Genomic DNA, 22,066 nt, shown 5'->3' with positions numbered 1-22,066 from the left:
CATGAACCGCCTGGTCTCGGAAGATCTCGTCCGGATGATGGAGCCGCTGAGCGAGCCGCGCGAAGGGGAGGGCAAGCGCGCCCTCATCACCGGCCTGCGCGGCTTCACCGGCTACTACGTGGCGCGCGAGCTGACCGCGGCGGGCTACCACGTCCACGGCACGGTGCTGCCGGGCGACGAGACCGGACCGGACATCTTCACCGTCGACCTGAACGACCGCGCCGCGCTGGCCGCCATGATCGAACAGGTCCGGCCGGACGTGGTCGTCCACCTGGCCGCCATCGCGTTCGTGGCCCACAACGACGCCGAGCAAATGTACCGCGTCAACGTGGTCGGCACCCGCAACCTGCTGGAAGCGCTGGCGAACGGTTCCCATAAACCGTCCAGCGTGCTGCTCGCCTCGTCGGCGAACATCTACGGCAATGCGACGGTGCCGGTCATCGACGAGTGCGTGCCGCCCGCGCCGGCCAACGACTACGCCGTCAGCAAGCTCGCGATGGAATACATGGCGCGCCTGTGGATGGACAAGCTGCCGATCGTGATCGCCCGTCCGTTCAACTACACGGGCGTCGGCCAGAGCGAGAACTTCCTGCTGCCCAAGATCGTGTCGCACTTCCGCAAGGGCGCGCGCCGCATCGAGCTGGGCAACCTGGCGGTCGCGCGCGACTTTTCCGACGTGCGCACGGTCGCGAAGAGCTACCGCCGCCTGCTCGCGGCGGCGCCGGGCGGGGAAGTCTTCAACGTCTGCTCCGGCCGCTTGCATTCGCTGGAAAGCCTGATCGACACGATGAGCGACATCGCCGGCTACCGCATCGAAGTGCACGTCAACCCGGCCTTCGTGCGCGCCAACGAGGTGCTCACCTTGTCCGGCAGCAACGCCAAGCTGACCGATGCGATCGGCGCCATCGAGCCCACCCCGCTGGTCGACACCTTGCGCTGGATGTATCGCGCGTGAGCAGACTGCCGACCGGCCTGGACACGACCATGATCGAACTGGGTCTTCCCAAACGACGAGCGGACGGCACGGCCGGCCAGCAGGACCGCCTCCGCGAGGTGCCGGCCGCGGCGAACGATGCGGAAGCGCTGCCCGACCTGCGCGTCGGCATCGGCACGACCATGATCGAGCCGGCCTTCACGGGCGGACACCTGGACGGCATCGGCGTTTATACGCAGGCATTGCTGCGTCACCTTCCGCGTGCCGGCTGCACGATGCAGCCGTATTCCTGGCCGCGCCTGCGCAGCTCGGGGGTGGTCTCGGCCGGTGAGGCGCTGCCCCACTCGTTCGAGCGCGCGTCCTTCGTCGACCTCGTGACGCCGAACGGGCACCGCGTGCACATGCCCGTGGACGTGTTCCACGTGACGGACTACCGCGTCGTGCGCATGGATTGCCCCGTCGTGGCGAGCCTGCACGATGCCTTGCCGGTCAAGCATCCCGAGTGGTGCAACCCGCGCCTGCGCGGCCTGAAGAACTGGCTGCAGCGCAAGGCCGCGCAAAAGGCCGACCACGTGATCGCGCTGTCGCACTTCGCCATCGACGAACTGGTCGGCTGCTTCGGCATCGACGAGCGCCGCATCACCGTCGTGCCGTGCGGCGTGGACGACGAATGGCTCGATCCGCCGCCGGCGCACGCCGTGGCGATGACCTTGCAGGCCAACGGCTTGCGGCCAGGGTATTTCCTGTTCGTGGGCACGCTGCAGCCGCGCAAGAACGTCGAACGCCTGCTGGACGCTTATCTGTCGCTGCCGGCCGCCGTGCGCGCGGAGCGTCAGCTCGTCATCGTCGGCAGCGCCGGCGCGCGTTCGGAAAAGATCCTGCGCCGCATCGCCGCCGCCGTGCAGGATGGCGCCAACGTCGTGTGGCTGAACCACCTCACCGACAACACCGAGCTGCGTCACGTGTACGCGGGCGCGGGCGTGTTCGTGTTCGCCTCGCTGTACGAAGGCTTCGGCATCCCGGTCGTGGAAGCGTTCGCGTCGGGCGTGCCGGTCGTCGCCTCGAACACGACGTCGTTGCCGGAAGTGACGGCCGGCGCGGCGCTCGACGTCGATCCGCTCGACACGGGCGCGATCGCCGACGCCATGCTCACGCTGGCGCGCGAATCCGCCGCGCGGGCGCGCTGCATCACGGCCGGGCGCGCACGCGCCGCCCAGCTGACCTGGAACGCGACGGGGCGCCTCACGGCCGCCGTCTACCGTTCTCTCCTCTGAAGCAACCGACCGTCCTCATGTCCAAGCCCATGCGTGTCCTCCACTTCTACAAGACCTATTTCCCCGACTCCGTGGGCGGCGTCGAACAGGTCATTCGTCAGATGTGCGTGGGGACAGGGCGTTTGGGCATCACGAACCAGGTATTGTCGCTGTCGCGCGACCGCCGCCTGGAACCGTTCGACTACGAAGGCCACACGGTGCACCGCGTGCCCCTGAATTTCGAGGTGGCGTCGAACGCGGTGTCGGTGCAGGCGATCGGCAAGCTGGCCCGCATGGCGGCGGAAGCCGACGTCGTGCACTACCATTTCCCGTGGCCCTTCATGGACATGGCGCACTTTTTGGCGCGCATCGACAAGCCGACCGTCGTCACCTACCACTCGGACATCGTGCGCCAGAAAGCCTTGCTGAAGCTGTACCAGCCGCTCAAGCATCGTTTCCTTGCAAGCGTCGACACGATCGTCGCCACGTCGCCGAACTACCTGGCGTCGTCGGCCGTGCTCGACCGGTACCGCGACAAGACGCGGGTGATCACGTTCGGCCTCGATAAATCCAGCTATCCGGAACCGGACCAGGCCCGCCTGGACCACTGGCGCGCGCGGGTCGGTCCGAAATTCTTCCTGTTCGTGGGCGTGCTGCGCTATTACAAGGGCCTGCACATCCTGCTCGACGCCGTGGCCGGCACGGATTACCCGGTCGTGATCGTCGGCGCCGGGCCGATCGAGGCGGAACTGAAGGCGCACGCCGCGCGCCTGGGCCTGACGCGGGTGCAGTTCGTCGGCCCCGTCGACGACCTCGACAAGGCCGCGCTGCTCAAGCTTTGCTACGCCGTCGCCTTCCCGTCGCACCTGCGCTCGGAAGCGTTCGGCATCTCGCTGCTGGAAGGCGCGATGTACGGCAAGCCGATGATCTCCAGCGAGATCGGCACGGGCACCACCTACATCAACGTGCACGGCGAGACGGGGCTGGTCGTGCCGCCGTCCGACCACGTGGCCTTGCGCGCCGCGATGGCGCAGCTGTGGAACGATCCGCAGGCGGCGCGCGAGATGGGTCAGCGGGCCGAGGCGCGCTACTGGCAGTTGTTCACGTCGGCGCAGATGGCCGACAACTATGTGCGCCTGTACCAGGAACTGGTGGGGCGCAAGGCGGAAGTGCGTTTGGCCGCCGCGCCGCGATTGGGGTAACGATTGGTGGGCACGGGGTGCCCACCCTACGATTGTTACATCCGTACATGTCACGCCGCCGCGGCAACCGCCGCCGGCTCCACATCCTGCTCCGCCCACCGCTCGCGAATCGCGCGGATCGCCGGCATCTGGGCGAGGAACAGGTCGACCAGCACCGGATCGAAATGCTTGCCCTTCTGCTTGACGAGGAAGTCGAGCGCCTCGCTTTCCGTCCACGCTTTCTTGTACGGCCGGACCGACGTCAACGCGTCGAACACGTCGACGATGGCGCAGATGCGGCCTTCGAGCGGGATCGCGGCGCCGGCCAGGCCGTTCGGATAGCCGCTGCCGTCCCATTTCTCATGGTGGGTGAGGGCGATGTTGCGCGCCAGCGCCAGCACGCCGTGGTCGTGCCGGCCGATGATCTCGGCGCCGATCTGCGCGTGACTCTGCATGATCCGCCATTCGTCCGGATCGAGGGGTCCGGGTTTCTGCAGCACGCGGTCGGGGATGCCGATCTTGCCGACGTCGTGCATGGGCGCGGCGTGCAGCAGGTCGTCGGCTTCCGCTTCCGTCATGCCGGCGGCCAGCCCGAGAATCCGGGCGAAATGGCTCATGCGGATGACGTGCAGGCCGGTCTCGTTGTCCTTGTATTCGGCGGCCAGGCCGAGGCGCTGCACGATTTCCAGGCGCGAGGCGCGCAGTTCGTCCATGCGCACGAGCGACAGGTGGGTGCGCACGCGCGCGCGCACGATCGGCGGGCTGACGGGCTTCGTGATGTAGTCGACGGCGCCGGCCTCGAAGCCCTCCAGCTCGTCGTCCGTGTCGTTCAGGGCGGTCACGAAGATCACGGGAACGCCCGCCAGCGCCGGGTCGGCCTTGAGGGCGGCGCACACTTCGTAGCCGCTCATGCCGGGCATCATCACGTCGAGCAGGATCAGGTCGGGCAGTTCTTCGCGCGCCAGTTCCAGCGCGCGCGGGCCATCCTTGGCGAAGCGCAGGCGGTAGTGGTCTTGCAGGATCTGGCGCAGCAACTGCAGGTTGCTGGCTTCGTCGTCGACCGCGAGAATCAGCGGTTGGGTGACGGTGGTCATTCGGTCATCTCCTGTGCCGGTTCGTCGATGGCGGCCAGCACGGCGTCAAGTTGTTGCAGGGCGAGGTCGAACTCGAAATCGGAAATGGCGGCGTGCACCTGGGCCACGCGGGCGGCCAGCGGATGGCCGCTGGTGGCGGCCGCCAGTCCGGCCAGCGCGGCATCGTCCAGGCCGCCGCGCTTGAGCGCGTCGCGCAGGGCGTTGCCCGCGCGCCGCGCGCGGTCCAGGTCGGCCACGGGACGCGCGGCGTGGCCGTTCGCTGCGGCATGCGGCGCGCCGGCGGGCGCGGGCTGCGCCGCGCGGATGGCGTCCAGCGCCGCGTCGAGCAGGCCGGACAAGCCTTCCAGCGACGCTTCCAGCGCCGCCTCGGCGCCGGGATACAGCTTGCCGCTGTCGCCGTCGACGAGGCCCTCCAGCTTGTCCAGCGCGTCGGCCAGCAGCTCCAGGCCGAGGTTGGCCGCGATGCCGCGCACCTTGTGCGCCTGCATGCGCAGCGCGCGGTAGTCGGCGGCCGTGGACTGGGCCGCGAGCGTCGCGCCCAGGCTCCCGTGCTGGGCGGCGAAGTGGGCGAGGGCTTCCAGGTAGGCGTCTTCCTTGCCGCTCCAGCGGCGCAGGCCGCCATGACGGTTCAGGGTTTGCCGTTGCTGCGCCGGCAGGTCGTCCGCCTGGTGGCCCGGGCCGAGGCCCAGCACGCGCGCGATCTCGTGCGACAGCGCGAACCAGTCGACCGGCTTGCTGGCGAAGCCGTCCATGCCGGCATCGAAGCTGGCGCGGCGGTGCTCGGCCAGCACGCTGGCGGTCATGGCGATGATCGGCACGCGCGGCCGGCCGGTTTCGGCGGCCTGCCGGCGGATCAGGCGCGTGGCGGCGAGGCCGTCGATGGTCGGCATCTGGAAGTCCATCAGGATCACGTCGAAGGCCTCGCGCGCCGCCACGTCGACGACGGCGGCGCCGTCGCCGACGGCCGTCATCGTGTGGCCGCGGCGCGCCAGCAGCAGCTGCAGCAGTTCCTGGTTCTGCGGCACGTCGTCGGCCACGAGCACGCGCAGCGGCGGCAGGGCGGCGGCCGTGCGCACGCGCGGCTGCTGCGGGGCGAAGCGCGCCAGCACGAGCGGCAGCACCACGTGGAACGTCGTGCCTCGTCCCGGTTCGCTCTCGGCCCAGATGCGGCCGCCCATCAGCTCGACGAGCTGCTTGCTGATCGTCGTGCCGAGACCGGTGCCGCCGAAGCGCCGCGTCATCGAGGCGTCGGCCTGGGTGAACGGTTCGAAGATGGCGGAAAGGCGCTCCGGCGCGATACCGATGCCGGTGTCGCTGACCATGAAGTGCAGCTGCTCGTCCTTGAACTCGGCGCGCAGCGTGACGCTGCCCTGTTCCGTGAACTTGATCGCGTTGTCGAGCAGGTTGGTGAGCACCTGCCGCACGCGCAGCTCGTCGCCGCGCAGGCAGGTCGGCAGCAACGGATCGTACTGGATGTCGACGTGCAGGCCCTTGGCGCGCGCGTTGGCCGCCAGCGTCGACGACAATTCGTCGATCAGCGACAGCAGGTTGTAGTCGTTCTGTTCCAGCTCCACCGCGCCCTTTTCCAGCTTGGCGGTGTCGAGGATCTCGTTGAGCAGGCGCAGCAGCGCGCGGCCGGCGCTGCGGATCGTGTCCAGGTGGCGGCGCTGGTCGGCGTCCAGTTCGCCGTCCAGCAGCACGTCGGTGAAGCCGAGGATGGAATTCATCGGCGTGCGGATCTCGTGGCTCATGTTGGCGACGAAGTTGGCGCGCGCCGCCGCCGCCTGCTCGGCGTTTTCCTTGGCGTCGCGCAGCGCGTCCTCCATGTGGCGCCGTTCCGTGATGTCGAGGATGACGCCGTCCAGCCAGCACAATTCGCCGGCCTCGTTGCGCACGCCGGTGCCGTTCTCCCACATCCAGCGGGTGCTGCCGTCCGCGTGCAGCAGGCGGTATTCGACGAGGTAGGGGCGGTCTTCGCGCAGCGCGGCGGCGATCGTTTCCGACGTGCGCACGCGGTCGGCCGCGTGGATCAGCGGCGCGAAGGTGCGGCGCGGCGCCGTGCCCAGGAAGTCGCGGGCCGGATAGCCGGTGACGCGCTCGACGGCGTCGCTGATGAACAGCATCGGCGCCTCCCCGTCGACCAGGCAGCTGCGGTAGGAAATGCCGGGGATGTTGCCGATCAGCGAGCGGAACTGCTGCTCGCTGGCGCGCAGCGCGTGTTCCATCATGCGGCGCTCGGTGATGTCGGTGATGAAGCAGACGAACAGGTCCTGCTGGTCGAGGCGCGCATGGCCGAGGGCGCGGCGGATCGGCACGATGCTCCCGTCCTTGCGGCGGCCCGTCACGTCGGCGCCGCGCGCGCTGGCGCTGATTTCGCCCGTCCGCAGCGAACGCAGCAGGCCCGCTTCCTCGGACGCGGCCGCGTCGGCGATCACGAGACGGATGTTCCGGCCGACGATCTCGTCGCGGCGCCAGCCGAAGATGCGCTCGGCCGACGCGTTGAACTCGCGGATGATGCCCTGGCGGTCGACCGTGATCACGCCGTCGACGGTGGTGGTGAGCAGGGCGCGCATCCACGCTTCGCTGCGCGACAGTTCGCGGAACATCTGGCGGTAGCGCAGCAGGCCGTTGGCCGCCAGCACGAACACGGTGAACGCGACGACGATCAGCGTGATCGCCAGCGCCAGGAAGGTGTCGTTGCTGGCCTGGTGCGGCGCCAGCTTGTCCACCTGGCCGACGAAGCGCGCGGCCGCCATGCCGGTGTAATGCATGCCGGAGATGGCGCAGCCCATCACGACCGCGGCCAGCAGCAGGCGGCGCTGCTCGCTGAGCCGGTGCGACAGGCTGGACAGGCCGAAGCGCACCCACAGCGCCAACGTCGCCAGCACCACCGCGACGACGATCGACAGGCCGAACATGAGCGGGTCGTAGCGCAGCTCGAGGCCCATGCGCATGCCGGCCATGCCCGCGTAATGCATGACGCCGATGCCGGCGCCGACGAGCACGCCGCCGGCCAGCAGGCCCCAGCCGCCCAGGCGTTCGCGCGCGATCACGGCCAGCGCGACGAACGAGGCGGCGATGCTCGGCAGGCTCGAGAGGATCGTGACGGCCGGGTCGTAGTCGACGTTCGTGCACAGGTCGAACGCGAGCATGCCGATGAAGTGCATGGCCCACACGCCGGCGCCGAGCGACAGGCTGCCGGTGCCGAGGATGATCCAGCGCTGCGCGCGGTTGGCGGCGGCTTGGCCCGCGATCTGCAGGCCCATCCACGACGCGAAGATCGCGACGAGCACGGACAAGGCGACCAGCTTGGGCGTGTACAGGCCGTAGCTGAGCAGCGACGGGTCGGAAGGGAGCGTAAACACGGACAACATGGCGTGTGGCTTTTTGTGAGAATGACGAATTTGCGTGCAGCCCGTCAGTATGGCATTTTCGTAAGTGAAAGTCTTTCCCGTTAGTACTAAATAGATTTTGAACACGTCAGTTACGCGTCAGTTGTCGCATGGATACCACCGCAACAGCGCCGAGTTTGCCGGTCGCTACGCGTTGCCGCGCGCGCGACGTTGCTGCTATGCTAGTGACGGGCTATTCGCCGGGGATACCCGCATGGGGTGCAAGACGTATGAAAATGACAGTTTTGACCGCGCTGCTGACCGCGGCGGCCTGCACAGTGGCGCGGGCGGAGCCGGCGCCGCGGCTGTACCTGACGACCGAGACCTCGGCGCCGTACAGCATGCGCGAGGGCGACCGCGTGACGGGCATCGGCACCGACATGGTGCGCGAGATCATGGCCCGGTCCGGCATCGCCTATTCGATCGACCTGCTGCCGTGGAAGCGCGCCTACACGGCCGCGCTGGAACGCCGCGACGCCTGCGTCTACTCGACCACCCGCACACCGGAGCGCGAGCCGCATTTCAAATGGATCGGCCCGATCGGCGAGGCCGAGTGGGTGCTGATGGGCCGCGCCGGCCGCCATTTCGACCTGCACAGCCTGGACGACGCGCGCGCCTACCGCGTGGGCACCTACAATGGCGACGCGCGCGACCAGTTCCTGCGCGCGCGCGGCTTCAACGTCGACCCCGCCCCCATCGATTCGATCAATCCGCGTAAATTGATGATGGGCCGCATCGACCTGTGGGCCGCCAGCATCCGGCGCGACAGCCTGACGGTGGACCGGATGGGCTATGCGGGCAAGGTGGTGCCGGTGTTCGTGTTCAACCGCATCCGCGTGTACCTGGCCTGCAACCGGGCCGTGCCGGATGCGCTTGTGACGCGCATGAACGGGGCGCTGGAGGCCATGGAGCGGGATGGGACGACGCGGGCGATCGTGCACAAATATGATGATTGGGGATTGCCGGCGAGGTAGATGGCCAGCAACCGCCGCCGCGCCCGATGGTTGATCTTGCCCGGCGCTGTCGTTGTTCGCAGCTAATCTTCTGTGAGCTCAACTCAGTCATGATCGCCTCATGCGACAACCGGAGGCGACATGGACTCGAAGAGTGCAAAACTGATCAAGGTCAGCCTGTCGCTGCAGACGGTCGAAGCGTACGATGGCGGCGCGCGCATCCATCGTTTCGAGTGCGTCAGCGGCGACGGCGATCATCCGACCGACAAGGGCATGTTCGTGATCATGCGCAAGTACGAGATCTACACCAGCCACGCCTACCACGTGCCGATGAACTATGCGATGTTCTTCACTGACGACGGCAAGGCGCTGCACCAATACCACGGCCCGGGGTTCGAATTTGTGCGAGCGATGAAAACGTCGGTTTCCGACTGGTTCGGTTCGCACGGTTGCGTCCGGCTGCAGGAAGCCGATGCAAGGACGCTGTTCGACTGGGCGCCAGTCGGCACGCATGTCCATGTTTTCTAAAACGCTCATTCGTATCGGGATGATCGGGGCAGTGTGCGCGGTAGCAGGTGCCGTTTGGCGCTTTACATTACCGCAGCAAGCCGCGATCCGGTCCGGATCCACCGCGTTCAGCGCGCTGCAGGACGGCATCCACAAGGTGACTTACGAGACCCGTGCGGCAATCTTGACCGCGTCGCGGGCCGGTGCGGGCGGGCGATTCGCGGTCGACGTGCGCTACGGCGACGGCCGCCCGGAGCAGCGATGCGGATCGTCTGCGGATCTCGACGGGGTGCTGCCCCGGCTTGCCGAGATCAAGGCTAGGCGGGCACTTACTTTGGAACAGGTCGCAGCCGAGTTTCCCGTTCAGGTCGGCGTGCTCACGCTGGAGGATCGGATCGCTGCGGAGCCCGTGGAGCCGTTTACCGTTTATATGACGGGGGATCGCTCGTCTGTTGCCCTGGTGTATGACAATACTGCCTTCGAGGCGGTTTTAGAGCCGAAGATCTTTGTTCGGCTGGAAGCGGGATGTGCCGAACTGGCGGCGAAATGAGGGAGCTTGGGAATACGAAGATGCCTCGCTGTTGCTGGTTTCATGACGGCCGGGTTGCGGGAAAACTCAGAGCTTTGCGTTGAAAGCTGTTGGTGCTCCGGCCGGAATCGATGAGTTCGCTGGAGTTTGCAGGCTAGGGAAGGCTGACGTTGCTCCAGCTATTGCCGATCAGACTTCGATCACGTAGAGCGGCGCGAGCTGCGCGATGAAGGCAAGGTGCTCGACCGCCTTGACCTTTTGCAGGTGAGCGAGCGTTAGAGTTCCACCGAGCGCGGGCGCGGGAACGAAGCCGTACATGTCGTCGTGTGCAAGGCGTCCTAGCTTTTGCAACGCGGGCGCGAACAATCCTTCGACGTCGTTCGAGTGGAGCGACAATCCACCGAAGAACAAGCGCATTTCGAAATCGCGGTCGATGTCGTCGTCGGGAGACGATGCGAAACAGATCGAAGCCGGCGTGAATACGGTGAGTGTCTCCCCAGTCTCTTCGCCCCAGAGGTAAAGCTTACCGAAAGCGCTGCGTGCGATGACGTGGTAGGCGTCCTGCTCCATGAACGGGGTATCGCCGATCCATGCCTCCAGTGCCGGCTCGTACTCCTGGGGATTCACGGTCCAGAACAATCCATCCGCATAGCCGCACCAGCCATATTCTTGCCAGTACGCCAGCAACTGGTCAGGAAGTTTGCCGCGGTAACGATCAATCGTCGATGGCGGCACGTAGCGCTTATCGATCGCCGGTCCAAACTTTGCCAAGAACAAGGCGAAATCTTCGTCCATGTCGAGCGTCCCTTATTTGCACCGTTCAGGTTTCGGTCACGTAAAGCGGCGCGAGCTGCGCGAGGATGACGAGGTGCTCGACCGCCTTGACCTTGCGCAGGTTGGCGAGTGTTGGAGCGCCACCGAGCGCGAGCGCCGGAACGAAGCCATACATTTCGTCGTGCGCGAGGCGCCCCAGCTGCCGCAAGGCCGGCGCAAACAAGCCTTCGACGTCGTTCGTGCGGCGCCACAATCCCCCGAAGAACAGGCGCATGGCGAAGTCGCGATCGATGCTTTCATCCGGCATAGACGAAAAGCAGCGCGACGCCGGCGCGAAGATGCGCAGCGTGTCGCCGGTTTGCTCGCCCCACAGATAAAGCGTGCCGAACGCACTGCGGGCGATAACGTGATATGCATCTTGTTCCATGAACGACGTATCGCCGATCCACGCTTCGAGCGCAGGCTCGTATTCCTGAGGATTGACAGTCCAGAACAACCCATCCGCATAGCCGCACCAGCCGTACTCTTCCCAGTATGCTAACAACTGGTCCGGAAGTTTGCCGCGATAGCGTGCGATCGTCGATGGCGGCACGTAGCGCTTATCGATTGCCGGTTCAAACTCTGCCAAAAAGCTGGCGAAATCTTCGTCCATGTCCAAGCGTTCCTTTATTTGCAGCGTTCAAGTTTTGCGTTCATCTTCGTCGTCGCGCGTAGCGATGCCGGCACGCGCTCGGCGGCCTTGTCCAATTCCGCCAGCCGGGTTGTCTTATTACCAGGCTCTCCAGTCAGCGCCTTCCATTGTGCTCCTATACGCGAATTGATCGAGCGGTCGCCGAATCCGGCGATCACGTCCCTCCCGCCAGCGACCATGTCCGGATTATGCAGTGCGGCGAGCGTTTTCATTTGGTCCGCCGCCATTTCCACTGCCTTGGCTCGCGCTGCGTCGGACGACAATCCCTGTACGCGCAACTGCCTGAGGAACTTGGCTTCCAAGTCGCCCTCGTGCGTTACACGTGCCGTGCGCGCGATATTCGCATCGCGCATCGCTATACCTGATTCGAACGCGTCGCGTCCACCGAGGTAATCGGCCACCGACATGGCGTTGAGCCCGGTTTCCTGCCCAGCCAGTTGGCGGTCGAATTCGGGAAAGCGCGTCTGCGGCAAGCCATTGGTCCTGAAACACGGCACCTTCGCCGTCGGCATCAGGAGCGGGCGGGGCCCCTCGCTCTCGCGTCGTCCGTCACGCGGCCGCGATGGCGGCGGCTCCTGCGCGGGTCCGTGAGGACCGCCAGCGCCCCCGTGGGTCGCCTGCAGCGCCGGTTGCCGGCGCAGCCGCTCTTCGTTCTGCTCGACCCAGGCCGCGACGCGCGGACCGAGCCGGGGGCTGCGCTCGATTTCGTTCAGCAGGACCGCCCGGTCAGCCTTCCCTCGCGACATATACGCCGTCATGACGGACAGGATCGCCATCATCACGATCACGTGGCCATTGGCGAGGTCGAACGCTGCCGCAGCCGTATCGCCGCGCACACCGAGGCCCAGGCGCAAGCGGTCGTCCTGCCGCTCGGGGCCCCATGCCTCCGCGATTCCCTTTTGGTAGTGCCGCAGCGCGGCCGGTATCGCCTCAGCGATGCCTTCCACCAGCGACTTCAGGCCCAGCACGCTCAAAATGAGGCCGCCGACATAGCCGCCCGCTGCGGCACCGGCCGCGGCGCCCGGTACCGCACCGATGCCGCCGAAGAAAGCGCCGCCAACACCGCCGATGAATCCACCGATAACGGTCGAACCACCGTAGATCAGTGCCAGGTCCTGGCACGCCGACACGAGGATGGACGTGATCATCGACAAGTCGATACCAGCGAGGCGCTCGACGATCATGCGCTGCGCCAGCGGCCCGGAGTCGTGCAGCGCCTCGCGCACACGGTTTACGCGGCCGAGTTGGTCGTAGCCCCACGCGCCGCCCAGGTGAGCCGAGGTGCCGGCCGGCCGCCCCAAGCTGTCGTACGGTTCGCCGTGACCAGGAAAGCCACCACTCCACGTCAACTGGTCTTCTTTTCGCTTCAGATCGTTCCAGACACGTGATACTTCCTGCATCGCCAGTCCCCTTGCGCACATCGTCCGATACCGCCCACTGCACGTCGCCCGTAGTCGCAACTGTCGCCGACAGAACCTCCAAAGGCGGCAATGGCATCAGGCATTTCCGCGCTCGACGTGGTTGTGTTGCCGTTGGCGCCGCTACAAGGAGCGGCGACGTGGAGCAGACGCGCATTCAGACGACAGTGCTGACTTGGTCGAGTTACCGGCCGGAATGATATCGGAATGTCCTGTCTACCCGCGCTCGATAGGCGCGGACCATAAGCCTGCCGGCACTGATCCAAAAACGGGGCTGGTAATGGACGAGCCCAAGCTTCGGCGCACAAAAAAACCGCGTTCTCAGAGCGAGAAACGCGGTTTCATAGACTTTGCGGGACTACTCCGGATGAGTAGGTGGTGCCTCCGGCCGGAATCTACCAAGCGTCTGTCCAGCGACCACAAACGCGATCCTGGCGACGTACGGTAGCAGCCGACCCGTTATAGACGATCATTCTTTTTGTTTTGATACATCAAGGTACCTATCATCGTACTCTGCAATGCTATGCGGCAACAGTGTGGGCGCGTGTGCCTGGTGTTGAAATCATAAATCCAATGGAACGAGAACGGATCAACAAGCCAGCAGGTACATGGTTCGGCGCAACCATATTTTCATTGCTGACAGCTGCTGCATTCGGCGGCGGCGTTTTCCTGATGGTGTTTAGTAGCGTATGGCACGGGTTGTTCTTTGTTGCCATAGCTATCGCATTCGCCCGCTTGTGCTGGCTCGCTCTTCCAAAAGACCACAAGCTGCAGGTATGGGTCACTGGTTTGACGATTGCTCTTGCATTGGTTTACTTGCTTTATGTAGCAACTCATTTGGAGCTGCACTTCATGTAGGCCAGCTACTGTTGACAGTGGCTCATCATAAGGAAGCGATGCGTACAAATTTCGTTGCGACGAAATCGGGGCGCTTGTCATGACTGCGCTGCAGCTTCAAGGTCGCTGTTGTTCAAAGGAACGGGACGGTCGTCATCGCGGCGGCTCGGACCGCAAATTTCGTCATGACGAAATCCGGCTCGGGCGGACTATTGCGGTGTGAACGGCGTAGCACCGGCAGGCACGGCACCCTGATCGGCATCTTCGGTTGCAGCCTTGCCGGTTTCGGCCACCGTGGGGCCGAGAATCATGGTCCGGATGGCCTCGACCTTTGGCTTGTTACGGGCCTGGAAGCGGACCGTCCGTATGCCCGCCTGTTCGAGTCGTGCATCCCGTAGTTCATCCTTTGCGCGTGAGTGCGTTTTGTCGTCCAGTTCGACGACCGCGACGACCTCGCAGCGTCGGGTGCAGATGACGTAATCGACGCGCTGCTGGGCGATCCTCAATCTGTCGCCATAGGCCGTTCTCCTGTCGCCACTCGCCGTTTCGAGCAGGGCCGACATCGCGACCTGCGGAAAAATGTAGTGTTCGGGAAGTGCCGCGACGAGCCGGCCGAAGAACTCTTCCTCGTTATCTGTCATGAACTTGCGGCGTCGGTATGCACCCGTGCGGTCTTTTCCCTTCGCGGTCTTCAACTGCACTGCGAAGAGGCCTGCCATTAGGACGACAAGGACGACGAAGACGAGGATGATTTTCATGTGTGCGAACTCATTCGATAGTCGGTTGTGGCAAGGACGGCAAGGCTAACGGACAGCGCCTCTTGTCCTTACTGTTGCGCTAATTGCTATTGTAATTTGGAACTGTTCAATATCCATATTTTGTTTCAATGAGGTAAGTTTTAACAGGGTCGGAAGAACAAATTTGGTCGCGACGAAATCCTAGTGTTCGTCATGACGAATTTCTGGCCTGTTTGCCTGACCCCGGTCGAGATTATGAACAAAACCTCGGCAAATATGGATAATTGCCTAGATTTTGTATAGGCTGGTGAGATGAACCACCAGGCCGACCGAATTCTTGAGCTGGCGCGATCCAAGGGCGTGCTGCGTACCCGGGACGTGGACAGTGCCGGCGCATCGCGCGCGCTGCTCGCGTCGCTGACCGATGAAGGCAAGCTGCTCAAGCTTGGTCGCGGCTTGTATGCCTTGCCCGACCGCGCAGCATCTGCCTACGACACCTTCGCCGAAGTGGCCGCGCGCAGCGAAAATGGCGTGCTATGTCTGCTGTCCGCGCTGCGCTTCCACGACCTGACGACGCAGCAGTCCTCCGACGTGTGGCTCGCCATCCCACACAAGGCCCACGCGCCGCGCTTCGATTATCCACCGCTGCGCGTGATTCGCATGTCCGGACCGGCGATGACCGAAGGCGTGGACACGTTCGATGTCGCAGGTACGCAGGTGCGCGTATTTGGCGTAGCGAAGACGGTTGCCGACTGCTTCAAATTCCGCAACAAGATCGGTCTCGATGTCGCCTTGGAAGTGCTGCACGAAGCCTGGAACGGTAAGCGCGCAACGATGGATGAACTGTGGCGCTACGCCGAGATATGCAGGGTGGCGAACGTCATGCGTCCGTACCTGGAAGCCGTAGGGGCAGCATGAAGGCGACGAATCGCGCCGTATCCGTTCGCGCGCGCCTACTGAATCGCGCACGCGCCGATTTAACCTGATGCTAACGCGGTATTCGCTTGAACGCCTGCTGTACCGATTGAGCGTATCGCCATGGGCCGACCAGTTCCTGTTGAAGGGTGCGCTGCTCTTCGACCTGTGGTTCGACCAGCCGCATCGGCCAACCCGGGACATCGACCTCCTCGGGTTTGGTCCCTCGGAGATCGACCACTTGATCGAGGTCTTCCAGCAGGTCTGCACGACGCCGTCCGATGATGGCATCTCCTTCGACCACACAAGCGTGCGGGCAGCACCGATCCGCAAAGAGGCAAATTACGAGGGCGTGCGCGTCAACCTGATTGGAGCTCTGGATAACGCACGCTGCTCGGTGCAGATCGATGTGGGCTACGGCGATGCCGTCACGCCGGCGCCGGAACTCGTGCAGTTCCCGGCTCTTCTGGACGATGTCGAGGCACCGTCGCTGCGCGCCTATCCGGTGTACACCGTGATCGCAGAGAAGTACGAAGCGATCGTCAGCCTCGGCATGGCGAATACGCGCATGAAAGATTACTTTGATCTTTGGTTCCTTGCGACCTATGCCGAGATCGATGCCGCTGTCCTGCGACAAGCTGTTCAGGCGACGTTCGCGCGCCGACGAACCGAAGTGCCTGCGACCGTCCCGATGGGGCTGAGCGGCGCATTTTTTGGCGAATCCGGCCAAGCAGCAGTGGCGCGCGTTTCTCTCCAAAAGCAAGCTTGAGGCTCCGGGCCTGGACGAGGTGACAGGGACGCTGCGACGCTTGCTTGCAATTGGTGACTGAGATCGGACTCGCCCGCAGACGCTAAGCCGATATTGGCGCATCCTATACCGCTTGCCTTGACTGTCGTGCCCGGCGTCCGTTAGTAGTCGACGGCCCGTATCTCAAGGCCTTTGATCCTGTCGGCTGGCGCGAATGCATTCGACTGCCCACTGTTCGACTTCGCTTTTAATCCACGCAGACGACCTACCGCTAAGCTTTACCGGTTTTGGGAAGTCCCCTTCTTTATCGCGTCGTAGACGCTGCTCCGCGACTTGCCGCAGATGGCGAGCACTTCTTTAAGTCTGAGGAACCGAACGTCGGCACGATTGCTCGACGCACGGCGTTCAACCGCCGCATCGACCGCTTGCTGATCCATGTACGCCTCCAAAGTGAGCGTGAAAAGAAGCATCGCTTCCGCGTAGCCGGATCGTGCAGGTGTCGCCGCGTCGTCGGTGCAGCGACTGCATCGGGCTATTAGCGGCGTTGCGACGCAGGTAGCAGTGTGCCGTCAGGTGGCAAGCAGGACATTGCGCCGGAACCTATGCAAGCGTCATTTCACCCGGTTCGAGCGTGTTGAAAGCAGGGCCTTAGGTCTTGGTTTTGGGCGCAGGCCTCGTACCTGACGACTGACGTCTGCACGAACACCTTAATGGTTAAAATATTAAAATTTCCCACTTGCATCTAGACAATATCATTGCTCTAGTTCATTCTTCTGTAAATCTGATGCTGCGAGTAAGTAGTTGCATACTCAACGAAACCCAACCGTGAAGAATCTAGATGAATAAAGCTAATCGAATTGTTGAATTTCTGACCGCTGGCTCGGAGGTAACGTTATTTGCAGGTGCGGGATTGTCTGCTCGCGCAGGGGTGCCACCTTGGGGGCCGCTATTACATGAACTTGCCCAATGGCTGCAAGGGCACGATGTTTTAGTAGCGCAAAAAATGCTCGAGCTTGTTAAAAAATACGATTATCTGAAGGCTGCAGAATTCTTTTTTATGGCTGACGGAGTGACAGACAAAGAGCGTTATGCACGACTTATAGCGGCGCTTACACCTAGAAATTCAACAGCAATTGACTCTTTATTCAAACTTCCTTTTACTTGTGCAATCACGACAAATTTTGATCGTTTGCTCTTCGATGGTTTTGCCAACGTTAGAAAAGTAGCGCCGAAGGATTATAAGCGAGGTGACGTTTCATTTAGAAATGCAACGTTCGCCGAGCCCCCCTTTGTTTGCCGGATTCACGGGGCTATCGAAGATCCCACCGAAATAGTACTAACGCAAACGAAGTTTGGCGAATTGGAGCGGGATGAGCATTATAAAGATGTGCTTACACAGGCATTTAAAAGCAGGCGAATGTTGATGATGGGATTCTCGTTTGCTGATCCGGCTATATTATCGATTTTGCGTGCAATCAATAAAAGCTATGGTCCGCTTGCTGTTGGCAATCATCTCGCGATTATGCCAAGCGATGCAGATGATGATACGAAAGCCCTTTTAAATAGACTTAATATAGAAGCTCTTTACTATGATCACTCCGCCTCAGATAAATCTCACGATGCACTATGGGCGCTAATTGACGAGGTGGGAGGCCTGCTTTCATCAACAGCAGTTGTTGATAAGGTGGCTATCGACAACGAGGTTACGTTACCCTTTGATTCGGCGAAGCAATACTTGGCCGCATGTTACGCGCGCGCAGATTTAGGGGCGGGAATACATCCTTTGCGCGAAGTCATTGTTGAGGGGATGGTTAGCTCTATCGTTCAGAGATCTCATCCAAATTCCGTTCCGTTTAAAGACGTTGTATCGAAAATTCATGCTGATACAAATCTTAGTCTGGATGAATCGAAGCGGCTTGTAACCGCCGCACTTACCGCAATGACGGGGGCAAAGCTGTGTTTATGGCATAGACGAGCCGGTGAGCAAAAAGTTACATGGCAAGGAAGCTTGGATGGTGCAAATAAGCTGGAGCGAGATATTAATACCTTAGTCGATAGCGCACTTAACAGAGCATTTGTTGAGGAGGGGTATCGCCCGACCTCAGACGTAAGAAGCGGCTTGCAGAAATTTTTTGCCCAACTCGTCCTCCAACGCGGCTGGGATTTAGGTGCAGCTTTCGCGGCAGGGAAAGTGCCAAAAGCCTTAAATATTGACCAGCTTATGTTTAGCGTTTGCCGTACGCAATCCACTACTGATATCCAACGTATGATTCGAGTATGTGAGCGTTTAATTCATAACCCAACTGTGGCTGATGCTGAAATTCTGGGAGCGCTTGGACGGGCAAGTTTCGGCTTGGAGTTGGCTCTTCAAGCCCCCCGATCGAATTTGCTGTTTGCAAGCACTCTGCCGTCCCGCATATATCTTGACGCAAATGTTATTATGCCGGCCTTTGTCGAAGGACACACATATCACAAAATATATTCGCAAACAATCGCCGCACTTGCTAACGCAGCCGATGGCTACAATGCAACCAAGGTCTTTGCAATTTACGAATACCTAAATGAGGTCGTTAGCCATCGACGCCTCGCAATGCAACAGTTCGAAGAAAACAAAGAGAGCTTTAAAGAAGACGTTATTCGTGAGGCCATGTTTTCTGGTGCGACGAATATGAACGTCTTTGTCGGGGCATATGCTAATCTTATCCATTCGGGCAAGAGCATGGAATTTGACACCTTTTTGCAAACCTATGCTCCATACACGAGCGAGGATGAACTTAGTATATGGTTGACTGAACGAAATGTGTATGTAGTAAAAAGAAATATAAAAACTGCGGCCGGTTTACAAGCTGAGGCTTCCTTGCAGCTCCAAAAAGCATATGCGAATATGATAAAAACAGATAAAGATGCGAGGCTAATAGAACACGATGCTAGACAGCTTTCGCTCTTGGCTTCCGATGTTGATGCAGGACATCGTGCCATTTTGGTGACTGCTGACAGGAGATTGCGCGAGGCAGTAGCTTCGTCCAATCAAAAAAGACTTGCTGAGCACATGGTGAGCCATATTGGTCTTACTCAACTTGTAGATTTGTTGGTTGGTTCGCCAGCAGATACTCGATCATTGTCTCATTTGATTTGGGATTCGCCGATCTCTGAACGTTCTAACGAGGTTCGTCAATATTTTATTGGAATGGCGCTGCGGCGTTATGACGAAGCGATTGCTCTCGAAATGCCTTCATTGGTTGATAAATTCGTCGATGAAGTCATGGTTACGGCCAAACGAAAGGGGCTTGATCCAGCCAGTCGAACGAATGGCGAACAAGGCTCTTGGTTCCGCGTGGCTGGATCGTTTGAGGATCAATTCTTTGAGGCGATTAAAGAGCAGATGGAGAGAAGGGAAGGTCAACGTTAGCGTGGGCGACCGCTTCGAAGGTATGTGCGCCACCGTTGCCTGGGCTTTCTTCTCTTCGCGCTTGGCCCTGCCGGGGTCGATGCCTTGGTCCAGCAGCCTGCGAGCCGCCAGCCGCCTGGTGCGCGCCTCGGCAAGGGTTACGACAGGATACTTGCCAAAGGTCAGCCGTTTTTCCTGCCGTTCGGCTGCCGGTAGGCCATGCGCCAGAATTTTGTCCCGTTTGGCATGACCTCAAGGTACATGCCTTCACCGTCACCGAGAGTGTAGGTCTTCTCCCTTGGCTTGGCGTTGCGGATAGCGGTGTCCGTCAGAGGTGTGCAGATCTTGGGCATTTTAGATCCATGACGTGAAGCGTTTTTTCTCCATAAGCGAAAATTTGGATCCAAAAACGCGGGCTGGTAATGGACGAGCCCAAACCTTGGCGCACAAAAAAACCGCGTTCCCAGAGCGAGAAACGCGGTTTCATGGACTTTGCGGGACTACTCCGGATGAGTAGTTGGTGCCTCCGGCCGGAATCGAACCGGCACGCCTTTCGGCGCTTGATTTTGAGTCAAGTGCGTCTACCAATTCCGCCACAGAGGCTGCAAGCGCAGGCGCGCATATTAGCACATGCCATGGCAAACTGACCAGAGGGTGTTGCCGGCGGTGGGCGTGGGGAGCGTTCCGGCGTATCATCTTGCCTACCTGAGCAAACGAGCCGTCCGGCAAGGCGGCCTGCACGATGAAGAATAAAAAAATACGCGAGATCATCCTCGGCAAGCCGCTCGACCCCATGAAGAGCGAGACGCGCCACTCGATGGCCCTGGTTGCTTTCCTGGCGTGGGTCGGGCTCGGTGCGGACGGTTTGTCCTCCTCGTCGTACGGTCCGGAAGAAACCTTTCGCGCGCTCGGCACCCATACCCACCTCGGCCTGTACATGGCGGTCGCCACCGCCGTCACGGTGTTCATCATCGCGCTCGCCTACAACCAGGTGATCGAGCTGTTCCCGACCGGGGGCGGCGGCTACCGCGTGGCCACCAAGCTCGTCGGGCCCTATCTGGGCCTCGTGTCCGGCTGCGCCCTGATCCTCGACTACGTGTTGACCATCGCGATTTCGATCGCGTCCGGGGTCGATGCGCTCGCGTCGTTCCTGCCGCTCGGCTTCCAGCCTTATAAACTCTGGGCCGAAGCATTCTTCATCGGGGTGCTGATCGTGATGAACCTGCGCGGGCTGAAGGAGGCGATCCAGATCCTGCTGCCGATCTTCCTCGGCTTCGTCGCCACGCACATCGTGCTGATCGTGTACGGCATCGTGGTCCACGCGTCGCACCTGCCGCAGCTGCTGCCGAACACGATGGCCGAGACGGGCGCCCTCGCCCGCGAGATCGGCTGGACGGGCGTGGCCGGCATGCTGCTGCTCGCGTATTCGCAGGGCGGCGGTACCTATACGGGTCTCGAGGCGGTGTCGAACAACGTCAACCTGTTGGCCGAGCCGCGTGTCCGCACGGGCAAGGTGACGATGTTCTACATGGCGCTGTCGCTGGCGATCACGGCCGGCGGCATCATCCTGCTGTACCTGCTGTGGGACGCGCACCCGACCGCCGGCGAGACGCTGAATGCGACCGCGTTCCGCAGCATCATCGCCAATATGGGGTTCGGCAGCGCGCTGGTGAACCAGGTGCTGCTCGCCGTCGCGCTCGCGTTCGAGGCCGGGCTGCTGTTCGTGGCCGCGAACACGGGTTTCCTCGGCGGGCCGTCGGTGCTGTCGAACATGGCGTCGGATTCGTGGGTGCCCCACCAGTTTCGCTACCTGTCCACGCGCCTCGTCACGCAGAACGGCATCCTCGTGATGGGCATCGCCGCGCTGGCGATCCTGTTCTGGACGGGCGGCCAGGTCACGCTGCTCGTCGTGCTGTATTCGATCTCGGTGTTCCTGACGTTCGCGGTGTCGCTGTTCGGCCTGTGCCTGTACTGGTGGCGCCATCGCAAGGACACGGACAATGTGCGCTGGGTGCGGCGCTTCCTGCTGTCGCTGGTCGGCTTCGTGATCTGCGCCGGCATCCTGGCCGTGCTGCTCGTCGAGCGTTTCACACAGGGCGGCTGGGCCGCGGCGCTCATCATCGCCGCCATCGCCGGCCTGTGCATCTTCATCCGCAACCACTACCGCGAAACCAAGCGCGCCATCCGCTCCGTCGACCGGGTGTTCGCCAACCAGCCGTTCGGTCCGGTGAAGGAAGTCGCCGATCCGGAGCCGGATGCGCAGACGGCCGTGTTCATCGTCGGTAATTCCCGCGGCGGCGGCTTGCACGCGTTGTTGTGGGTGTTGCGCATGTTCCCCGGTCACTTCAAGAACTTTTTGTTCGTGAACGCGCGCACGGTCGATTCGCACGCGTATGGCGGCGAGGGCGCGCTCGAGAAGATGCGCCAGGATGCGGCGCGGACGCTGGAATATTTCGTCGATTTCTGCCAGAGCCACGGCATGGCGTCGGCGTCGTACATCGGCTTCGGCACGGACGCGGTGGAGGAAGTGACCCGCATGTGCGAGCAGATCAACCGCGAATATCCGAACACTATTTTCTTCACCAGCAAGTTGATTTTCGCATCCGACAACTGGTTCACGCGGCTGCTGCACAACCAGGCGTCGCTGGCGGTGCAGCGCCGGCTGCACCTGGAAGGCTTGCAGATGGTGATCCTGCCGATGAAGGTGTGAGGCCC

17 protein-coding genes, 1 tRNA gene and 2 pseudogenes are annotated in these 22,066 nt (G+C 62.1%); 11 read left to right on the top strand and 9 right to left on the bottom strand.

Features of this window, described 5'->3' with window-relative positions; genetic code table 11:
* The first annotated feature begins 1 nt into the window (after position 1).
* The 3 genes from ISF28_RS04415 to ISF28_RS04405 are packed head-to-tail and all read left to right on the top strand — an operon-like array spanning position 2 to position 3,389.
* Positions 2-955, top strand: coding sequence for a GDP-mannose 4,6-dehydratase (locus ISF28_RS04415; RefSeq protein ID WP_198115931.1), 954 nt, complete (start codon positions 2-4; stop codon positions 953-955).
* The gene (locus tag ISF28_RS04410) at positions 952-2,208 is read left to right on the top strand and encodes a glycosyltransferase family 4 protein (protein WP_370663387.1); all 1,257 of its coding nucleotides are present in this window, start codon (positions 952-954) and stop codon (positions 2,206-2,208) included. The genes ISF28_RS04415 and ISF28_RS04410 overlap by 4 nt, the downstream gene beginning before the upstream one ends.
* 29 nt (positions 2,209-2,237) lie before the next feature.
* Complete coding sequence (locus ISF28_RS04405) at positions 2,238-3,389, top strand: glycosyltransferase family 4 protein (RefSeq protein ID WP_198116172.1); 1,152 nt, start codon at positions 2,238-2,240, stop codon at positions 3,387-3,389.
* 50 nt (positions 3,390-3,439) lie between these two features.
* Here the strand turns inward: ISF28_RS04405 and ISF28_RS04400 are convergent, their stop codons facing one another.
* Together ISF28_RS04400 and ISF28_RS04395 are read right to left on the bottom strand one after the other, a co-directional pair.
* On the bottom strand, positions 3,440-4,462 hold the full coding sequence (locus tag ISF28_RS04400) for a response regulator (protein WP_198115930.1): 1,023 nt from the start codon (positions 4,460-4,462) through the stop codon (positions 3,440-3,442).
* Positions 4,459-7,836 (bottom strand): MHYT domain-containing protein, encoded by a 3,378-nt coding sequence (locus ISF28_RS04395; RefSeq protein WP_198115929.1) that lies wholly within the window; start codon positions 7,834-7,836, stop codon positions 4,459-4,461. The genes ISF28_RS04400 and ISF28_RS04395 overlap by 4 nt, the downstream gene beginning before the upstream one ends.
* Before the next feature lie 254 nt (positions 7,837-8,090).
* On the opposite strand from ISF28_RS04395, the gene ISF28_RS04390 reads away from it, so the two are divergent.
* From ISF28_RS04390 to ISF28_RS04380, 3 genes are all read left to right on the top strand, one after another.
* The gene (locus ISF28_RS04390) at positions 8,091-8,828 is read left to right on the top strand and encodes a substrate-binding periplasmic protein (protein WP_229518872.1); all 738 of its coding nucleotides are present in this window, start codon (positions 8,091-8,093) and stop codon (positions 8,826-8,828) included.
* Between the two features lie 120 nt (positions 8,829-8,948).
* Entirely contained in the window at positions 8,949-9,335 is a 387-nt protein-coding gene (locus ISF28_RS04385; RefSeq protein WP_198115927.1) for a L,D-transpeptidase, read from the top strand.
* The gene (locus ISF28_RS04380; RefSeq protein WP_198115926.1) at positions 9,325-9,864 is read left to right on the top strand and encodes a hypothetical protein; all 540 of its coding nucleotides are present in this window, start codon (positions 9,325-9,327) and stop codon (positions 9,862-9,864) included. Before ISF28_RS04385 ends, ISF28_RS04380 begins: the two co-directional genes overlap by 11 nt.
* A gap of 168 nt (positions 9,865-10,032) precedes the next feature.
* On the opposite strand, the gene ISF28_RS04375 is transcribed toward ISF28_RS04380, so the two are convergent.
* From ISF28_RS04375 to ISF28_RS04365, 3 genes are read right to left on the bottom strand one after another with little or no spacing between them, the layout of a single operon-like run.
* Positions 10,033-10,638: a GAD-like domain-containing protein gene (locus ISF28_RS04375; protein ID WP_198115925.1), complete on the bottom strand. Its 606-nt coding sequence runs from the start codon at positions 10,636-10,638 to the stop codon at positions 10,033-10,035.
* A gap of 25 nt (positions 10,639-10,663) precedes the next feature.
* Positions 10,664-11,269, bottom strand: a complete 606-nt coding sequence (locus ISF28_RS04370; protein WP_198115924.1) for a GAD-like domain-containing protein — start codon at positions 11,267-11,269, stop codon at positions 10,664-10,666.
* A gap of 14 nt (positions 11,270-11,283) precedes the next feature.
* Positions 11,284-12,708 carry a DUF6861 domain-containing protein gene (locus tag ISF28_RS04365; RefSeq protein ID WP_198115923.1) on the bottom strand — a complete coding sequence of 475 codons (1,425 nt, stop codon included), beginning with the start codon at positions 12,706-12,708 and terminating at the stop codon, positions 11,284-11,286.
* 591 nt (positions 12,709-13,299) lie between these two features.
* Between ISF28_RS04365 and ISF28_RS04360 the strand changes: the two genes are divergently transcribed.
* Positions 13,300-13,584, top strand: coding sequence for a hypothetical protein (locus ISF28_RS04360; RefSeq protein ID WP_198115922.1), 285 nt, complete (start codon positions 13,300-13,302; stop codon positions 13,582-13,584).
* A gap of 188 nt (positions 13,585-13,772) precedes the next feature.
* Here the strand turns inward: ISF28_RS04360 and ISF28_RS04355 are convergent, their stop codons facing one another.
* Positions 13,773-14,321 (bottom strand): DUF2726 domain-containing protein, encoded by a 549-nt coding sequence (locus ISF28_RS04355; RefSeq protein WP_198115921.1) that lies wholly within the window; start codon positions 14,319-14,321, stop codon positions 13,773-13,775.
* Positions 14,322-14,612: 291 nt separating this feature from the next.
* Between ISF28_RS04355 and ISF28_RS04350 the strand changes: the two genes are divergently transcribed.
* Both ISF28_RS04350 and ISF28_RS04345 read left to right on the top strand, forming a co-directional pair.
* Positions 14,613-15,218 carry a type IV toxin-antitoxin system AbiEi family antitoxin domain-containing protein gene (locus tag ISF28_RS04350; protein ID WP_198115920.1) on the top strand — a complete coding sequence of 202 codons (606 nt, stop codon included), beginning with the start codon at positions 14,613-14,615 and terminating at the stop codon, positions 15,216-15,218.
* Positions 15,219-15,285: 67 nt separating this feature from the next.
* A complete protein-coding gene (locus ISF28_RS04345; protein ID WP_229518871.1) occupies positions 15,286-15,984 on the top strand; it encodes a nucleotidyl transferase AbiEii/AbiGii toxin family protein in 699 nt (232 codons plus the stop codon).
* A 162-nt stretch (positions 15,985-16,146) separates the two neighbouring features.
* Here ISF28_RS04345 and ISF28_RS04340 read toward each other — a convergent pair.
* Positions 16,147-16,400 (bottom strand): annotated as a pseudogene (locus ISF28_RS04340) (helix-turn-helix transcriptional regulator).
* A 401-nt stretch (positions 16,401-16,801) separates the two neighbouring features.
* On the opposite strand from ISF28_RS04340, the gene ISF28_RS30320 reads away from it, so the two are divergent.
* Entirely contained in the window at positions 16,802-19,372 is a 2,571-nt protein-coding gene (locus ISF28_RS30320; protein ID WP_229518870.1) for an SIR2 family NAD-dependent protein deacylase, read from the top strand.
* A 111-nt stretch (positions 19,373-19,483) separates the two neighbouring features.
* Here the strand turns inward: ISF28_RS30320 and ISF28_RS30315 are convergent.
* Together ISF28_RS30315 and ISF28_RS04330 are read right to left on the bottom strand one after the other, a co-directional pair.
* Positions 19,484-19,704, bottom strand: a pseudogene (locus ISF28_RS30315) (Arm DNA-binding domain-containing protein); the annotation flags it as partial.
* Between the two features lie 165 nt (positions 19,705-19,869).
* Positions 19,870-19,954: transfer RNA gene (locus ISF28_RS04330), tRNA-Leu, on the bottom strand.
* 139 nt (positions 19,955-20,093) lie between these two features.
* Between ISF28_RS04330 and ISF28_RS04325 the strand changes: the two genes are divergently transcribed.
* Positions 20,094-22,061 (top strand): APC family permease, encoded by a 1,968-nt coding sequence (locus tag ISF28_RS04325; RefSeq protein WP_198115919.1) that lies wholly within the window; start codon positions 20,094-20,096, stop codon positions 22,059-22,061.
* The last annotated feature ends 5 nt before the right edge of the window (positions 22,062-22,066 follow it).

This window comes from Massilia rhizosphaerae, from assembly GCF_016093545.1.
Classification (GTDB): Bacteria; Pseudomonadota; Gammaproteobacteria; order Burkholderiales; family Burkholderiaceae_D; genus Telluria; species Telluria rhizosphaerae.
The sequence above is the reverse complement of the archived record's forward strand: the minus strand, read 5'-3'. Positions and strand labels throughout refer to the sequence as shown.

Coding starts and splice junctions, on each gene's coding strand:
- ISF28_RS04415 (WP_198115931.1), top strand. CDS start 2: ATGAACCGCCTGGTCTCGGAAGATCTCGTCCGGATGATGGAGCCGCTG.
- ISF28_RS04405 (WP_198116172.1), top strand. CDS start 2,238: ATGCGTGTCCTCCACTTCTACAAGACCTATTTCCCCGACTCCGTGGGC.
- ISF28_RS04400 (WP_198115930.1), bottom strand. CDS start 4,462: ATGACCACCGTCACCCAACCGCTGATTCTCGCGGTCGACGACGAAGCC.
- ISF28_RS04395 (WP_198115929.1), bottom strand. CDS start 7,836: ATGTTGTCCGTGTTTACGCTCCCTTCCGACCCGTCGCTGCTCAGCTAC.
- ISF28_RS04390 (WP_229518872.1), top strand. CDS start 8,091: ATGACAGTTTTGACCGCGCTGCTGACCGCGGCGGCCTGCACAGTGGCG.
- ISF28_RS04385 (WP_198115927.1), top strand. CDS start 8,949: ATGGACTCGAAGAGTGCAAAACTGATCAAGGTCAGCCTGTCGCTGCAG.
- ISF28_RS04380 (WP_198115926.1), top strand. CDS start 9,325: ATGTTTTCTAAAACGCTCATTCGTATCGGGATGATCGGGGCAGTGTGC.
- ISF28_RS04375 (WP_198115925.1), bottom strand. CDS start 10,638: ATGGACGAAGATTTCGCCTTGTTCTTGGCAAAGTTTGGACCGGCGATC.
- ISF28_RS04370 (WP_198115924.1), bottom strand. CDS start 11,269: ATGGACGAAGATTTCGCCAGCTTTTTGGCAGAGTTTGAACCGGCAATC.
- ISF28_RS04365 (WP_198115923.1), bottom strand. CDS start 12,708: ATGCAGGAAGTATCACGTGTCTGGAACGATCTGAAGCGAAAAGAAGAC.
- ISF28_RS04360 (WP_198115922.1), top strand. CDS start 13,300: ATGGAACGAGAACGGATCAACAAGCCAGCAGGTACATGGTTCGGCGCA.
- ISF28_RS04355 (WP_198115921.1), bottom strand. CDS start 14,321: ATGAAAATCATCCTCGTCTTCGTCGTCCTTGTCGTCCTAATGGCAGGC.
- ISF28_RS04350 (WP_198115920.1), top strand. CDS start 14,613: ATGAACCACCAGGCCGACCGAATTCTTGAGCTGGCGCGATCCAAGGGC.
- ISF28_RS04345 (WP_229518871.1), top strand. CDS start 15,286: ATGCTAACGCGGTATTCGCTTGAACGCCTGCTGTACCGATTGAGCGTA.
- ISF28_RS30320 (WP_229518870.1), top strand. CDS start 16,802: ATGAATAAAGCTAATCGAATTGTTGAATTTCTGACCGCTGGCTCGGAG.
- ISF28_RS04325 (WP_198115919.1), top strand. CDS start 20,094: ATGAAGAATAAAAAAATACGCGAGATCATCCTCGGCAAGCCGCTCGAC.